Raw genomic sequence first — 16600 nt, 5'->3', positions numbered from 1 at the left:
TCAACATTCTCCTTTTAAATCAACCACATTTTTTATAAAATCAAATCTAGACGATTTTCTAACCTTATTTGTATTTCCAACATTATTTACTTTTTCACCAAATAACGAACCAAAATAACCGGATTTTTCTTCTGCAGAAACGTTATTAACCAGGTTTCCTTGTGAAGTTTCATTTGCTCCTGTCTTCGTGAACACTTGATTAATATTCTGTTCTAATTGTTCTGGTGTTGGTGAAAATGCTTTTTGTATATCCTGGATAACTGTTTGCTTTAATTGATTATTTTCAAATGAAGCTTTTTCAATTTCTTGAATCACTTTTGATTTTAATGCTTCTGGAGCTGCAGAAGGACCTGACTCTTGAATTATTTTTTGTACAACATCTTGTGTGCCATTTGGTAAATTAGCAGATTTAAAAACTTGCTGTACATTCTGTTGTATTTGTTTTGGTGTAGCAACTCCTGAACTTTTAACATTTTGTATCACCTGTTTAATATTTTGCTGTACTTGTTCAGGTGTGGCAGAAAAGGCTTTTTGTACATCTTGAAGAATCATTTGTTTAATAGGTTCTTTTGCTCCTAATGAAGTACTTTCTAACTCCTGAATTACTTTTGATTTAAGCGTTTCAACTGATTGTGAAGAATTACTTTGTAACTCCTGGAACACCTTTTGTACAGTTTGTTGAGCTTCTTGTGGTAACCTCGCAGAAGCCAGTACCTGTTGAACATTTTGTTGCATCTGCTGAGGTGTGGCCATAGTTGATTTTTCTGCTTCCTGAATAATTCTTTGTTTTGCATCATTAGAACCTATTGAAGCTTTTTCTACTTGCTGAATTATAGATTGTTTTGCTTCTATAGGATTTCCAAGAGATCTACTATCAACGTCTAACTTCAAAGATGATGCTGCGCCACCTGGTCCTGCCTTAAAATTCCCCTGTTCAACTTCTTGTCTTAAAGGCGTTGTGCTTCCTGCAGCAACATTATTGTTACCTTGCTCGATTTCTTGCCTTAATGGTTTTGTGCTTCCTGCAGCAACCTCATTATTGCCTTGTTCTATCTCTTGCCTTAATGGACTTGTGCTTCCTGCAGCAACCTCATTATTGCCTTGTTCTATCTCTTGCCTTAATGGACTTGTGCTTCCTGCAGCAACCTCATTGTTACCTTGCTCGATTTTTTGCCTTAATGGTCTTGTGCCTCCTGCAGCAACCTCATTATTGCCTTGCACGATTTCTTGCCTTAATGGAACATTATTTTGGCCCTTTCCATCTATATGGGGATCTAATTTTAGATTTCCGGATATTTCTTGGTCCTTACTATTTGAGATCCCTTCACTTAACTTAATATCAGTTAAAATTTGTTCATTAGCCTGTTTAATACCACCTGCACCTGTTGATTCATTTAATGTTGGATTGTTTCCGTTTGAAACAACATTAGAACGCCCATTAAGAGCATCTCCAGCCTTTATTCCTTCTTCTGAATGGTTTAACCCGTCATTATCATTTGGAGACTCTAGCGAATGATTTGAGTCTTTATCTAATTCATTAAGGGATTGATTACCTGACGTCCACTTATCTCTATTATTTTGGCCAATATTTGAACCTTCTTGGATTCCTTCATTCCAACTCTCTTTAATGCCCTTTACATTATCAGATATTGATTTCCCGGTATCTTTAACGTTATTAGAAATTAATTCTCCTGAACCTTTAATAACATCTTGTGCCATTCCTCGAAGGCCTCTGTCGGCCATATAACCATAAGATTTTCCTAATCCATTAATTCCATTATTAATTTTCCCATTTTGTTTATTGCTATCATTAATAGATATCCGATCAATATCTCCTTGATTATCTAACATATCTTTATTTTGATTATTATCAAACGAATCACTATTGTTAATGTTATTCTTTGACTTTCCAACATTTTTTAATTTGTTGAAGCCACCAGTTGTTGCTTTACCCAAAGCAAATGCAGCAGCCATTTGTCCGAAACCTTCTTTTAATCCAACATCTATACCAAAGTAGCGCATAATTGTATTAGAGCCCTTAATAAGAACAAAAGTAGCTGATATTAAAGCAATAATATATATAATCATATTTACGTCTGATGAAGCGAGGAAGCTTAAAAATATGGTATACATTCTAAAACTCAGACCTGTAAACGCAATTAATAAAAAAGCATTTAATATATCTTGAACTACCATTTTTGTACGTTGCCCTGACTCTAGATCAGTAGCAAAAACAAATAATCCGACAACTCTTTTTATACCTATTTCTATAATGGTAGTAATGAAAATAAAAATAGTAAAAAAATATGCAACTGCTAAAGCTAACAATCCTACAAGCATAGGGGTGAAATTAGCTGGGTATCTAAAATAACCAGTTTTAAAATTATCTGAGAAGAAAGATAAAAAGCCACCATTAATTTTTGTTGCTGTATAGTTACCTTGTCCGTCTGATGACAAGGTATATTTTAGATAATCTAATTCTTCACTCTTTGTAGATAGATCATCTATTGCATCAGGTGTGATCACTTCTGACATATTTATAGAGGTAAAAATGTCAGGCTTTAATCCATTCTTCACCTTCCCTTCAGCATTATTAGATATAAGATCAAATCCATTATCAGCGACATACACTAAATCTGCAGTGTTTTCTTTAATTAAATTCCAAGATAAACTGGAACTTGTATCATTAACATCTGTTTGGGTTGCTTTGAAAAATTTCACAGAAACATCTTGCATGGTGTCCATTAGGGTTGGTAAGCCCACAATTAGAAAAGAAGAAATGAAAATATTTACTCCAACATTTTTTAAATTTGGCGGCTCTTTTGCTATCATTGTTTTAAATCCCAGGAAGACTATAGTTAATACCATAAGTACTACTATAAGGTCATTAACAATTGCTTTTATAATTCCTTGCATTCCTGAATCATCCAAGAATTTCAATAAACTTAAGCTCTCTGGAAGTAATCCCTCTAGAAACGAAGTTATTATATATAACCCCGTTACAAATACCCAACCGATTTCATGCATAATGAAAGGAAAAAATGAACCAAATTGTAGCCAATCAGAATGTTTTCTTAAAAATTCTGCTGCCGATTTTGTATCATCATCCCACCACCAAGCGCCTACATCAATCGGCTTAAGCCATAGAAACAAGAAAAAAGTAGTTATGATAATAATCAAACCACAAATTATCTTACTTTTACCAAACTTCATTATTAGCTCCTTTCCAATAAAAAAGAGAACTAATAAATTATTAATTCTCTCTGACTTCCATTAATTCTCTTATTTTTGCAACAATTTCTGGTTCACTTATTACATTTGTTAACCCTATTAATTCATCATTTGTAGGTAATACCTTTTGTTTCATAAATCTAGCTATTATTCTTTTTACACTGTGATGATGTTCTGTCGGGAATTGAACTTTCATAATTTCATTACCGAGCTGCCTAATTACCATTTCTTCTTTTCCAGGCCTTTTATTTACCTCTACTTCTTTATTTTCTCTTGCCTTTTTCTTTTGTTTAGCAATTAAACTCATCTGAATATACTTATTTCTCGCCTTCTTATCTATAATAAAATCAGAAAAATCAACATTAAGATCCGATAACTCTAGATTAAAATGTTCTGACTCAATATCAATATCATTCAAATCTTTAGTTGTATCTAACCAATTAGATAAAAATTCCCAACGATAAGGCATGTTCGTTTCCCTGGAATTAAATATCGGGTAAGGCCTAACTTTTTTTCGATTATTATCTTGCCTGTGTAATGATCTAATAACAAGTGTTTCGCCTTCTATTAATTGGGAAAGACGATCAAAGGAAATGATTCTTTCTTTGTCAGCACTTTTAGTAATTTTATTATCTACTTCTAAATGAGATTCATTAGAAGATTGATTAATAAGTGTTTGATGCCCTGCTTTTTTAGATAATTCCTCAATGGTTTCCTCATTTGTTGACATTATATAAATATGGTTCTGGCAGTTTTCCTTTATTGTTTCGGCTGCTTCCCCATATTTTCTTTTAAGTTGGGAATACGACTGTACAACCAAGTTAAATAAAATATTTCTTCCTAAACATACAGTCATTACTTGATCCATATCATCAATAGGTGGCATATTACCGAATTCATCCATAATGAATTGAACTCTTGTGAAACACTTTTTGCCTTTTGTTTCACCACAAGTTGAAGCTAGGTTTGTATATAGCTGTTTAGTAAAAATTGATGCCAATGTATGGTTTGAAGAATCGTAGTCTGGAATAATCATAAATACTGCAGTTGGTTTATTTGAATACTTCAGGGTAAGTTCCTGCTTTACATCTGGAAAAGTATTCACAATCTCTTTTATCTTAACTTCTCTTTTAAATTCTGGAAGGTGTTCGCAATTTTCCTTTATTTGATAAACAGGCTTACCTTGTTCATCTATCTCTTTTTCAAAATCTAATTTGAAAATCAGTTTAAAGGTGTTTGTATCTTCTTTACTATCTGGTTGATATTTAATTAGGATTAAGTCATTTTCACTTAATTCTTCATTAAAATTCAAACTATACATACCTTGTGATTTTACTTTTATTCTATATTTTCCTATTAATGTTTTTTCTTTATTATTCTTGTGAAAAGATATATCTATTCTTTTATTCATAAAAGTTTCATCTAACTGCCCTATTAGGCTTTTTGGAAAACCAATCTGTTTTAAGTCTAATGAATTTTTCGAAGTCATTTTTGCAAATAACGGATCCACGAATGGTTGCAAACCCTGATTCGCTGTAGATAAAATTGTTCCCCTTGCTTTTTCACCAGAAAAAGAAGTGGATCCATATCTCTTTTTTGCTACATGCCCCTGTGGAAGATTTGTAAAAAATTCATCCAAAGCATTTTTTTCTACAAAGTCATCTTCATTTTCTTTGTAATATAGAGTACCTAATTCATTAAGCATTTCTGCAACATTATACATCGTAATTCTTTCAGGACAGTTATTTTCTACACAATATTCGACTAATGCTAAAATGATAGCTGTTACAGCACTCTGAGCGCCTTGATATGCCCATGCGTTCTCCCCTGCGTTTGGATCATTGTACAAGGTAAATGCAATAGAATTAGCCCTTTTACCAGCTTCTTGTTCATCCCCTTGTAACCATGCTTCTTTAACTAACTCCAATGGGTTGTAACTCATGGATTGTAATGGATCTTGTAAATTCAATACTTGTACATCATATCCCCTTTTTTCTAAAGTATCTTTAGCCCCTGCGTATAATTCACCTTTCGGATCGTTCAAAATCATGCTGCTCTTTATTTTTGCTCTACTTAGATTATCAATCATAGTTGTTATAATAATTTCACCTTTACCAGAACGTGAGACACCAAGAATACATGTATTAACTGTATCCGTATCAACATAATATTTGTCTTTATAATGAGATATTGGTATACCTCCCACGCCTTCAAATTCCTTCTCTTTTTCAGGAATTTCTTTATATTGCTCCATAATTTCTTGTGTAGTTGTAAATCTTGAATCACCTTTTTGACCATATGCGATTTCTGCTTCACTCTTATAATTAATCTTTGAGTAAACAAAAATACTTAAAAGGAAACCAATAGAACAGAACAGGAAGTATATTTTATAATCTAATGATAATGTCACCACATTAATTAATTGAATACTACTACTCAAATCAGTATTAAATATCTCGATTAAAGAAGGCGTTTCAGTTTGAATATTAGCTATACTACTGGCTATATTTTTTAAACTCACGATTAAAAAGTTTAAAAATAACAATAATAAAAGCGTTGCAGCAATAGAGATCAACAACGCTTTTTTATTAATTTTATTCATTTTGTCTGGAAGTTCTTCACCATCTATATCATATTTATAAGAATGTGATAAATACTTCCTTTTCTTTAACATTCCTAACAATCCACTCACACCACCTTACCTAAATAAAACAAAGTTTCTTAATATCCATAAAATCATTTATTTATATTTTTCATTCTCGATTTTATGAAACATAAGCTTAAGTTCTCCTTTTATTTATTATTTTTTATTTCTAATATCTCATTTGCTAACTTTTTTTCATCTTCTTGATAAAGAAGTAGAGCCATTGCAGCTCGTCTACTTTTCGAAATGTTTTCTTTCGCTTTTTTAGACAAACCTTTATACGTTTTTACTACTTTATCCGTTTCTTTAGATAAAATACTTTCATCAAGAGAACCATAAACTGTTTCATTCTCGAAAGTTTTATTAAAAATAATAAGAGTCGGCAAATCTTTATTTTCAAATAAATTTTCTTCAATTTTTGTTAAACTACCTTTATCTTTATAGAGTCTCATTGCTTCCTCATATTTTTTTTCTTTAAGAAGGCTATCTAAACTTGGTAATTCTGTATCATTTTTTATATTTTCTGTATTTAGCTTCCCTTCTAAATCATTTAATTTATTTTCTAATTCTTCGTAACCATTTGATTTTGCTTCAGCAATATTTGTATTATGATCATTTGTTGATAAGTATCCTATTAAAGCTCCACTTCCGATTAATACTGCTAATGCTCCACTTGTTACTATAGTTTTTGATCTTTTATTACTCTTTTTATTAGATTGAATTTCGGGTAGTGGATGAATGCTATTCGTTGGTTGAGGTTGAGTTTGTAGCTTATTATTGATTCTTTTATCAATTTCAGAGAATTTTTTTTCAATCAGTTTAAAAACGTTATCTTCATTTTCTGGATTTTTTAAAGAGCCCCCGTTTTTATTTAACTCTAATTGTTGACGTTGCAATTCAATTCGTTGTTTTTGCAATTCCAGTTCTTCTTTTTTTCTTTCTTCTTCTCTTTCTTCAGCTTCGAATTTTCTCTTTTCATTTAACTCTTGTTTCCAGGATGGTATATGCAGCTCAATATCATTCCTTAACTCTTCTAATGTTTTTTGCATGGAAATCCAAGAATCATCAACCGCCCCCTCTAGTTCTTCTTCAAAAAATCTAACGTTTTGTCGTTTTGTTTCTGTTAGTTGATTAATTGACATGTATTTTAGCTCATGCATTTTACCATCCAAGAGCTTTTCTTTTTTAGTATTTAATTCTGATTGGACTTTTTCTTTATATAAACTAATTCTTGCTGATTTTTTTGTATCTAATTCTTGAATATAAATAGATTTTTCAAGACTTTGACCTCTTTTAAATTCTTCTAAAGCCTTTTCTTGTTCATGTTCAAATTTTTCTAACTTTACACGATATTCTTCGTCCTGTTCATTTTGATAACCCTCAAAAATAGAATCACTTTCATCATAAATTTTTTCAAGATCTTCTTTTAATTTCTGCGTTGCTTCTTCTTCATAATCTAAAGCCATTGCTTGTTCATAAGCCTGGGCTAAATTCGTTTGAGTTTTATCTTTAATGGCTTCAATAGAATTGTGCAAATAATCCTTTAACAGAACAAATTTAGATTCATCCAACATATTCATAGCATAATTAATCATGATAGAATTTAAGTCTGAATTTTTTTTATCTGCCTCAAAAGTATTCAATCCTAAAAATTTAATTAAATGTTCCTTTTCAAACCTTTCCTTATTTCTTTCTATAGTGGGATTTACTTGTGATAAGTTTAAATAAGAATCATAAGCAGGAAATATCACTTTCTCATTTTTCTTCTGATCAGCATCTTTACTTTCTGCTTTATTAAATGAATCAGGATGCTCAGAATATGTTTCTTCATAAATATCTTCTATTAACATGTCTTTATTCGTATCAATTTCATCTAATAAAGGTGTTTCTTCAACATTTTCGTTATTTTCTCCCTCTATATTTTCGTATCTATCCGTATTAATTTCTTCAAATGAATTAGTTAAATCCTCATTCGTATTTTCTAGGTCCGTAATGTTATCATCAACAAATGACTCTGAATATCCATTGACTACATCATCATTAATTTCAGCAAAATCATCATTAACTGCAGAACTTATTGATACTTCATTTTCTTCTAATTCATCAAAATCATTAGCTTCTTTGGATTCCTCAATGTTTTTAGATCCTTTTTTTATACGCCCCATTAACTTTAAACCTTTTTTATTACCTCGTTTCGCTGCACGACTTTTATCATGAATTTCATCAAGGTTTTGGTTGGCTGCTTCTAATTGATATTGTTTTTCCAATTCATTAATTATTTTTTGGGCATCCTCATGACCAGAAGCAATAATATCCTCTTCCAATATTTCAATTAAATTTGGAGGTTCTTCATTAGAACTAATAATTTTACCTTCAAAACTATAATCTAATTCATTTTCCACATCACTTACTATAATGTTAAGTTTAGTTTTGCCTGGTATGATTTCATGAATACTTTTCAATAATTTATCAGCATTATAAAGTGAATGACCATTCTTTGATTTTAATGATTTTAAAGAACGTATGATTTTTTTATCAACATTCGAAAAACTTACTTTATACATAATATTTATTGCCCCTCTCTATCTTCAATATAAAAAGGAGATACATAGTATCTCCTTTTTATCTGACCCTAGTTCTTAGAATCCTGAAACATCTTTGATTGTGCTTCCTAATGTGGCAGCCCCAAAGATTAGAACTGCACCAATAACAATATAGACAAGCCATTTTTTAGCTGTACGACTTGGTCCTTCACCAAAAATAAACATAAACCCTGTGATCACAATACAAGCAATAATTACTACTAATGCTATACCTTGAAGCTTTCCTGTAAATTTGCTAACTGAAGACGAAACATTTGAGAAAAAATCATTATATGATAATTGAGCACCTAAACGTTGAAGTAAATTCATTTTATTATCCTACTCTCTACGAAAAATTAAATATATAAATTAATTTTGTGATGCATAATTATTAGTAGTACTTGGTGGAACTGAACTAATTTTATTTAAAACTAATTTCATTGCTTCTTCATCAATTGTTCTTTCAGTCCATTCTTTATCTTCATCTGACATCACAGCCAATTTTCTTTTATTAATAATGTCCTTTTTCCACTCGTTAAAATCAATGTCTTCCTGGTTTAATATCTCCCTTGCTGCTGTTTGAAATGAACTTTCTTTTTTTCTACCTGCCAATTTTCTAATTCCTCACTTTTTATCAATATTTTTGTAATCTATAAGAAAAGAAATTATCATATAGGGTATTTATTTCATCAATGTTTTCTATAATGGATGAAATAATTATTCCAACTACTATTACTGCCCCTATAAACATGATAAGTCTGAAAACATTACTCTCTAGCAATCTTCCCTCCTCCTACCTAGCGAACCTGGGAAACTCCTGTTCCATTAAACTCTAATTTCACATCTGGAATGGGTAGAATCTTTATATCGAAAGTACCTTTAACTACATAATCTACCGGTTCGCCATATGCTACTTTTGTATTTAAACGATCGCTAATAACAGTAAAGGTTCCATTATAATAATCATTTGATGTCTGATTTATATTTGAAATTGCTGTATTAGTTAACCCTCCCTGCCTTTCAATTTGATAATTTACTTGTTGTTTAAAGGAATTTACATTGCTTAACTCTATAAAAAACATGGCTAGAGAAATTAACATCATTATTACCAATAATGCAATAAACCACTTAACAAACTCCATTATTGATAGTTCCTGCATTGATTATCTCCTTTCTAGAACTTCATATTTGAAAGGTTAGCTATTAATACAGCAATAGCAAATCCTAGAACAATCACAAATGAAGACATGACAATTTTTGTAGGGAAAAATACAAATCGCCTTAATTTGAAATTAATGATTTCATCAATGTTCGAAATTAATTCTTCACTAGCAATTTTCCCCAATTCATCAATAACTGATGTGTCAAAGGTACTTTGTTGGAAATCAAATATAGTACTCATGAATAATACGGACATATCAGTTCCACTTGATCTGTTCGCAAAATCTATGAAAGGTTGAATATCACTCGGCTTACTACTCATTTCACTCATCAATTTATATAAGGAATTTCTGTCTTGCTCATCTTCTAGACGTTGTAAAATCTTATTAAAAATGGCATATAAAGAAACCTGTCCTTTACTCTGCTTTAAATAAGGGATTAACAACCTTGTGAATTTGGAGAATTGTAAATGCCTTTGGAATTTCCAGGTTGAATATTTGGAACTGATTTTCTTGTATTTCATCTTAAAGAACAAAACGGAACCAATTAAAGAACCTATATAAAACCATTTAGAAAGGAATAATCCACAAATCATAAAAATAACTAAAACCACCAAAGATTGCAGCAGCCTTTTTTTCTGGAATTGATCTATATTTTTTAGTGTATTTCCCATTTCTCGAAGCATAGGATACAAGTCTTTTTCAGCTATTAGACGGTAAAATTTCTTGCTTTTTTTTGTTTGACTTGATATTTTCACATCTTTACCTCCAATACTGAATCATCAAAGAGATAAGTGGAAAATTTCCTAAAGAACTGCAGCATTAATAACATATAAATTCCACATGATACCCATCCAGTGGGATGATGTGCAAAATCATTAACATAAGTACCGAAACCAAAAGAAAAAGAAACAGCTAAAATAAATACGACAACCACACCACAAAGCATTTTCATATCCTTTAAATGCCCTTGCTTTTTTACTTCGTATTCAGTCTGTTTCTTCTTCATATCATTATGATAAGACTTAATATCTTTTAACGTGTCTATATTGGCCCTACCCTCCAACATGGCAGTTTCAAGTTGCTCTACATATTGAATAAATATGACATCATCTTTGTACTTCTCAGATAAACTTTTAAAAGCATTCTTAATTTGGTTATTATCTGCTCCAATTAATCGAGCTTGTAGCCTGGTTATATCTTCCTGAAACTCTCCATCAGTTCTTGTATTTACAGTGGCTAATGCTCTAGTGACAGTTTTACCTTCATCTGTAAGAATTTGAGTCATATTATTAACAAATTTGTTTCTTTGTGCGAAAGACTGAGCCTTATAAACTTTTTCAATGCTTTTTGGTAAAAACACTTTAATCCCATACATGCCACCAAACACACTCATGATGAGTGATAACCACCAATAATAAAGCAATATAAAAGAAAATCCTATAAATATTAGAGAAGGCATCCCTACATAATAAACGTAATCTTTTGTTTTAAGAGGTTTTCCATAGGCGACTTTATAAGCGTTTAATTCATCCACGTTTAAAACGTTTTTCTTTTGAGTTTTTAAACGCTTTATCTTTTTATTAGAAACTACTTTCAAATATCATCCCCCCTCTCTAAATTAAGTGGTAATTAAATAAATTTAATTACTTTTGGTTCCTCATATGGCTTGGTTTCGGCCTTAGCATATCGAGTATGTTTTTGTTCTTCTGGAAAATCCATTTCAATATTTGCTTCTGCTAAACGCTCTTTTAGGCTTTCAGATATTTTTCCCGTCTCACATAGAAATTTCCCATCTACAAATCTCTGTTTGAAAATGGTTTGATCTTTATTTTCATTAAACTCGACAACTTCCGATAAATATCTAATAATTTTCCCCTTATAATCTACACGATTAATATGGACACCAAAATCAAAATACCTTCTTATATCTTGTTCAAGATCCTTTTCTGATACGGAATATCCCATCTTGGCCATATTCACGAATCGTCTAGGAATGGCTTTAGCATTTACAGCATGTAATGTAGTAATGATATGGTGGCCAGATAAAACTGCTTGAATCATTTCATAGGCTTCCATAGACCTTGTTTCTGAAACAAGCATCCATCTAGGATTATTCCGTAAGGCAGCTTTAACGAGATCGGTTATAGTAACGTCTGAACTGGTCACCCAAGAAAGTATATCCTTATCAGGAAACATTTCTTTTAAGAATGTTTCGGCTGTATCTTCTATTAAAACTATTTTATGTTTGAAAGGAATAAAGGAAGCTAATAATTTTTGTAATTCAGTTTTCCCTGTTCCTGTCTCACCACTAATCGCAATATTCGTTCTTAATTGAACAAACTTTTCAAAGAAACTATACATATAATCTGGTGCAAAATCTGTGAAGTTCTCCTTTCTAAGTGCCAATTTAGGGCGAACAACACGCAAACTCATGGTGGTTCCTTCCGTACTATTTTTATTATGAACAGCATTAATACGGATATTACCAAACTTACCATCTAATATGGAATTTTTAGGGGTAAAATCTTTCCCGTTTGCATTAGCAAATTTTTGTATAATCCTAACGATATATTCTTCTGTGATTTTTGTGCTTCCTGTGTACTTTTTCTTTTTATCATTACCTTCAATAATTAGATCGGAACCGTTATATCCAATATCAGTAACCGTTTCGTCTCTAATTATTTCTTCTATGATTCCTGTACCCACTGTTTCTTGAACAATATAATCAGCTAATTCATCATTTGATTTAACAATATGTGCATGGTCCTTAATTACTACATACTTAAGTTCTTCTCTTGCTTCACTATCCAATAACCCTCTTACAATTAATTCTGCGTGTGATTGTATTAAGGTTTCTTGTATATTCTTTAATAATTCGGGCTTAATTATTGGGGAGTTTGAATCGCCCCTCCTTCTTATTTCCATAAATTCACTCCTACTTTTCACTAAGATTAAGCTATACTGACTTTTGCTGTAGCTTGGTAAATAGAGCCATTATCTTTTATTAATACTCTAATCGCCTTTGTTGCTCCGTTTTCATTTTCTAGATATTCAAATTCAAACGTAACTTCATCACTTAGATTTACATTTTTGTTTGATATGATTTTCTGTTTGAAATCTTTTTCGAACTTTTCTTTATCAATAAAAAGTTCTCCTACTCTTAATCTACTACTATTATCAGCATTATTGATGGCACTACTCCTAACTGTTTCCGTTAGTCCTAATATGACTGAATCTTGTTTATAAGTTTTTTGATAGTAAATACCTGTAATGATCACTAGAAAGATTCCTAAAAACATTAACCCTATAATATAAGGGAAGTCTCTCAGCATTTAAGTACTCCTTTCATCTAATAACAAAAAAGGAATGCAAGTTTCTACTGCATTCCTTAAATAATCACTATCCCCAAAAACCGAAAACACCAATGATTGAGCCTATCTTACTTGGAATCATAGACTTAAAGAAGCTAATGACAATTTCGAACACTTCAGGAAAGGCCACTTTTGCTAAACCAATTAATAAAGCTCCTACAATTACTGCACCTATCATCCACCAGGATCTATCCGTATTTTGATCTAACACTTTATATCATCCCTTTCTATCGATATTTTTTTATAAACAATAATTTTCTTTATCTAAAATCCCCAAAATGCCCCTAAGATAGTGTCTAGGCCCTTTGGTATCATAGATTTAAAGAAAGTAATTACAAGATTAAACACTTCAGGGAATGCTACTTTTGCTAAGCCTATTAATAATGCACCAACAATTACTGCCCCAATCATCCACCAGGACCTATCCGTATTTTGATCTAACATTAATTATCTTCCTTTCTATTTTTCGAAATAAATTCAAAATAAAGAGGAATACAATAAAATATTGTATTCCTCTTAAATAAAACTATTTTCTTACACGTTTAGCGCAATTTTTGTTACTACTGTTTTATTAGCTGCAACCGTACTGCTAAAAAGAGCATAATTTACAATTCCTAATGCAGAACCAGCAAGGACATTGATAATTCCTTGAATCTTTTCTTTTAGGGTAGTTGCAATCAAATCAAAACTTAAGTTGTCAAAATTAAACTTAGGTAACTCAAAGCTTAATTTCCCCTCCCCTAACAATGATTCAAAGCCGGAAATAAAATTATACTCTAACAAATGGCCCACACCTTTGATAGCTAAAGAAGCACAAACCAGATAAACTGCAAGCATAATGAGTGAACGCTTTGCAGAATCATAAGACAGCACAACCATATCAATAACCACCTTTCTGTTAGTTTAGTTAAGATTCTTTAGGGAATACCTAACCGACAATAAACAAGATATATATAGATTCTTACTATCATTCTCCTGATTTTATTTTTTAAACCATTCTAAATCACTTTTTGTCCATCCATTTGGTAAGCCCTCAGGAAATGGATCTTTTGGATCTACTGGTTCAATCAAAATTTCATCATCTTCCAATGTCTCAGAACCAATCGTTCCAAACATGTAAGCATATAAATTTAATTTGTCATTTACATGGAATGTTACTTTATTTACCCCAATCGGTTCTATTGATTGTAGGGAAACATTATAGTTACCTAAATCTGACCAAATCGGTGCATAAAGCTTTCTCAATCCATCTTTTAATTTATACGTTATATGTGGATCATTGGCTGCCACTTGGTTATCGGAGAATAAATATCCTGTTTTTTGTTCTACATTAACATGTGGTAGTTCAAAGATATAATTTGTACTTTTCTTATCTGTACTAATTGATTTATTCGTTTGTTCTAATGGAACAATATTATAATTATCCTGCTGTTGATATGATAAATAAGAATCTATTAATCTTTTATCAACTAAAGATTCTACTTTAATATTAAAGAATTGTGCCAAATCATTTTCATAAGTTACTTCAGTTTTCAGCTCGAATCCATAACCAGTTTTTTGTTTAGATAGCTTTTCCAAAGGAATAGTTAGTGTCTCATAATGAACTTTCATATCTTCTTTTATTTCTCTCTCGGTCATTACAACGCCTTTATAAGAAATTTTTTTGTTATTCGCTGCATCAACCTTAAATGATTTCCCAGAAGATGTATAACCATCTGTATTAATATCAGGATTGGTAGAAACAATTTCTTTATTATCTACTTCTGAAATTTTCACTACATAGTTTTTATGAGTATCCTTCACTAAATTATTTTTAGGAATGATCCAATCATCAATACTAGTCGGAACATCTTTTAAGGTGTATTCCTTTGAAATAAGTGCATCATTTGATTTTTGTTCATATAATGCTATTTTTAATTTCTTGTTAGCTACTTCTGAAATGCTTGTTCCATACGGGAATACCCTAGTTAAATTCACTTTAACTGGTAACCCTTCATTTGCATCCCCTGTGTAAATTTGAAAATGCTTCATATTAACATCTATTAATGGTAATAGGTAATAGAATTTTAATTCTACATTTTCTCCATCAATTGTTCCCTTTTTAGTTTCTTTAGGGGCTGCTGTATAACCATAATCACCTTTTTTAAAATTTTCTTTAGTCGAATAAGAATAACTATCTCCATCGAATAAATTTCCTGAAAGATGTTCTAAAGTGGATTGATCAATTTTATCCAAATGCCAAATATCAATTTTTCTCTGATTTAGATTAGCTGTTACTTGATTAGATTTTTTGGATTTGCTGTTTGTTGTTACGGTAAAGACGTTATTAAAAAAAACCTTCCCATTCTTAACAGCGTTGGCTAAATCTGAAGAATTTTTCACTTTTACAGTAACGACTACCTTGTAGGTATTATTGTAAAAGGAACTCCTCTTAATATTGGATGCTTTAGCAACCAAGTTAATTGAATTACCATTAGTTTTGCTGTCAAAATAACTAGTGACATCCTTCTCTTCTTCATTTAATACTTTTATAGATTGAATAGCCAAGCGATTATCAATCGTATCTGTTATTGAATAGTTATCATAATAAAATTCTGACCATTCATCTGGAACTGAATGATATAAATTAAAGTTAAATGTTTTATTTGATGAAATATTTATAGTTTCTGACTCTATACCATTTGATTCTATTGTTTTTGTAGGTTCAAGCAATTCTGATCTAGCAGGTTTTTTAGCTAAATATCCAAAATACTCCCCATCTGTTGCATCAGCATCATATACTTTATTTACATTAGTTGTTGTTTTTTTAAAATCCCTTTCCCACTTAAATCTAATAGTATCTAAATCATCATATAAAACAGTAGCCATTGCATGTAAATCATTTGAGTCTGAAAGGATACCATTTTCTTCATAAATTGTTACTTCACCATTTGTATTAGAATAGGACAAGAAACCTTTAGTAGAAGGATCAACAAGAATATTCCCAATAGAATTAGATGTAACTTTATCAAACCTAATTCCTTGCCTTGAATCTAAGTCGTTTATAGTCATATAACCGTTTATCTTAACTTTTTTATTAGTACCACTCTCGAAAAACTCCCATTTTTGATCAACATAATCAAATCCCTGATTATTTTCACCGATACCAGTTAACTTAAAAGAAATTTTCCCACTATTGTTGTTGATATATCTTTTCCAATCAAGAACTGTTATTTTCAAATCTATATCTTTATCTTTATAGTGGCCAATATTAGTATAAATCACTCCAAATTTTCCTTTAAGGGAAGTATCACTTCCAGGGTTTAATGATAGATAAGATATTCCTCCAAGTGAAGATGTATTTGTGGCTTTTAGACCAAATGGAGTAACTGTGGTTTTATTCTTGTTAAATTGTGCAATGAATTTATATTTAGAGGGAACTGTTGTATTTTCCTCTACAACAACGACCTTATCACCTTTTGTAATATCCATTGCGTAAGTGCTGGATTCAAAGTTTAAAAGTAGCACAAACAACAGTATCGAAGTAATTAAAAGCTTTGGACTTAGCAACATTTGAGTCATATCCACAATCCCTTTCTTAATTAAATTTGAAAGAAATTATGTTGGACT

The 16600-nt window shown here is 31.0% G+C and carries 14 protein-coding genes; all 14 read right to left on the bottom strand.

Features of this window, described 5'->3' with window-relative positions:
• The 14 genes from N0M92_RS25310 to N0M92_RS25245 all read right to left on the bottom strand — a co-directional run bounded on the left by N0M92_RS25310 (position 1) and on the right by N0M92_RS25245 (position 16552).
• Positions 1 to 3213 (bottom strand): pLS20_p028 family conjugation system transmembrane protein, encoded by a 3213-nt coding sequence (locus tag N0M92_RS25310; protein ID WP_260288392.1) that lies wholly within the window; start codon positions 3211 to 3213, stop codon positions 1 to 3.
• A 40-nt stretch (positions 3214 to 3253) separates the two neighbouring features.
• Positions 3254 to 5905 (bottom strand): VirD4-like conjugal transfer protein, CD1115 family, encoded by a 2652-nt coding sequence (locus N0M92_RS25305; protein WP_260288414.1) that lies wholly within the window; start codon positions 5903 to 5905, stop codon positions 3254 to 3256.
• A 119-nt stretch (positions 5906 to 6024) separates the two neighbouring features.
• The gene (locus N0M92_RS25300; RefSeq protein ID WP_260288391.1) at positions 6025 to 8439 is read right to left on the bottom strand and encodes a hypothetical protein; all 2415 of its coding nucleotides are present in this window, start codon (positions 8437 to 8439) and stop codon (positions 6025 to 6027) included.
• 75 nt (positions 8440 to 8514) lie between these two features.
• Complete coding sequence (locus tag N0M92_RS25295) at positions 8515 to 8787, bottom strand: TrbC/VirB2 family protein (protein WP_260288390.1); 273 nt, start codon at positions 8785 to 8787, stop codon at positions 8515 to 8517.
• A 39-nt stretch (positions 8788 to 8826) separates the two neighbouring features.
• The gene (locus N0M92_RS25290) at positions 8827 to 9069 is read right to left on the bottom strand and encodes a DUF5415 family protein (protein WP_260288389.1); all 243 of its coding nucleotides are present in this window, start codon (positions 9067 to 9069) and stop codon (positions 8827 to 8829) included.
• A gap of 185 nt (positions 9070 to 9254) precedes the next feature.
• Complete coding sequence (locus tag N0M92_RS25285) at positions 9255 to 9617, bottom strand: hypothetical protein (protein ID WP_260288388.1); 363 nt, start codon at positions 9615 to 9617, stop codon at positions 9255 to 9257.
• A 14-nt stretch (positions 9618 to 9631) separates the two neighbouring features.
• Positions 9632 to 10375, bottom strand: a complete 744-nt coding sequence (locus N0M92_RS25280) for a hypothetical protein (RefSeq protein ID WP_260288387.1) — start codon at positions 10373 to 10375, stop codon at positions 9632 to 9634.
• Positions 10372 to 11217, bottom strand: a complete 846-nt coding sequence (locus tag N0M92_RS25275) for a hypothetical protein (RefSeq protein WP_260288386.1) — start codon at positions 11215 to 11217, stop codon at positions 10372 to 10374. Before N0M92_RS25275 ends, N0M92_RS25280 begins: the two co-directional genes overlap by 4 nt.
• Before the next feature lie 32 nt (positions 11218 to 11249).
• On the bottom strand, positions 11250 to 12545 hold the full coding sequence (locus tag N0M92_RS25270; protein WP_260288385.1) for a CpaF/VirB11 family protein: 1296 nt from the start codon (positions 12543 to 12545) through the stop codon (positions 11250 to 11252).
• 26 nt (positions 12546 to 12571) lie between these two features.
• The gene (locus N0M92_RS25265; protein ID WP_311202601.1) at positions 12572 to 12952 is read right to left on the bottom strand and encodes a hypothetical protein; all 381 of its coding nucleotides are present in this window, start codon (positions 12950 to 12952) and stop codon (positions 12572 to 12574) included.
• A 67-nt stretch (positions 12953 to 13019) separates the two neighbouring features.
• Complete coding sequence (locus N0M92_RS25260) at positions 13020 to 13202, bottom strand: hypothetical protein (RefSeq protein ID WP_260288384.1); 183 nt, start codon at positions 13200 to 13202, stop codon at positions 13020 to 13022.
• Between the two features lie 53 nt (positions 13203 to 13255).
• The gene (locus N0M92_RS25255; protein WP_260288383.1) at positions 13256 to 13435 is read right to left on the bottom strand and encodes a hypothetical protein; all 180 of its coding nucleotides are present in this window, start codon (positions 13433 to 13435) and stop codon (positions 13256 to 13258) included.
• Positions 13436 to 13525: 90 nt separating this feature from the next.
• A complete protein-coding gene (locus N0M92_RS25250; RefSeq protein ID WP_260288382.1) occupies positions 13526 to 13870 on the bottom strand; it encodes a hypothetical protein in 345 nt (114 codons plus the stop codon).
• Positions 13871 to 13972: 102 nt separating this feature from the next.
• On the bottom strand, positions 13973 to 16552 hold the full coding sequence (locus tag N0M92_RS25245) for an isopeptide-forming domain-containing fimbrial protein (RefSeq protein ID WP_260288381.1): 2580 nt from the start codon (positions 16550 to 16552) through the stop codon (positions 13973 to 13975).
• Positions 16553 to 16600 lie beyond the last annotated feature (48 nt).

Source organism: Peribacillus aracenensis, assembly GCF_025175645.1.
Taxonomy (GTDB): domain Bacteria; phylum Bacillota; class Bacilli; order Bacillales; family DSM-1321; genus Peribacillus; species Peribacillus aracenensis.
The sequence above is the reverse complement of the archived record's forward strand: the minus strand, read 5'-3'. Positions and strand labels throughout refer to the sequence as shown.

Excerpts from the sequence above, each read along its gene's own strand:
- N0M92_RS25310 (WP_260288392.1), bottom strand. The coding sequence starts at position 3,213 with ATGAAGTTTGGTAAAAGTAAGATAATTTGTGGTTTGATTATTATCATA.
- N0M92_RS25305 (WP_260288414.1), bottom strand. The coding sequence starts at position 5,905 with ATGTTAAAGAAAAGGAAGTATTTATCACATTCTTATAAATATGATATA.
- N0M92_RS25300 (WP_260288391.1), bottom strand. The coding sequence starts at position 8,439 with ATGTATAAAGTAAGTTTTTCGAATGTTGATAAAAAAATCATACGTTCT.
- N0M92_RS25295 (WP_260288390.1), bottom strand. The coding sequence starts at position 8,787 with ATGAATTTACTTCAACGTTTAGGTGCTCAATTATCATATAATGATTTT.
- N0M92_RS25285 (WP_260288388.1), bottom strand. The coding sequence starts at position 9,617 with ATGCAGGAACTATCAATAATGGAGTTTGTTAAGTGGTTTATTGCATTA.
- N0M92_RS25270 (WP_260288385.1), bottom strand. The coding sequence starts at position 12,545 with ATGGAAATAAGAAGGAGGGGCGATTCAAACTCCCCAATAATTAAGCCC.
- N0M92_RS25265 (WP_311202601.1), bottom strand. The coding sequence starts at position 12,952 with ATGCTGAGAGACTTCCCTTATATTATAGGGTTAATGTTTTTAGGAATC.
- N0M92_RS25255 (WP_260288383.1), bottom strand. The coding sequence starts at position 13,435 with ATGTTAGATCAAAATACGGATAGGTCCTGGTGGATGATTGGGGCAGTA.
- N0M92_RS25250 (WP_260288382.1), bottom strand. The coding sequence starts at position 13,870 with ATGGTTGTGCTGTCTTATGATTCTGCAAAGCGTTCACTCATTATGCTT.
- N0M92_RS25245 (WP_260288381.1), bottom strand. The coding sequence starts at position 16,552 with ATGACTCAAATGTTGCTAAGTCCAAAGCTTTTAATTACTTCGATACTG.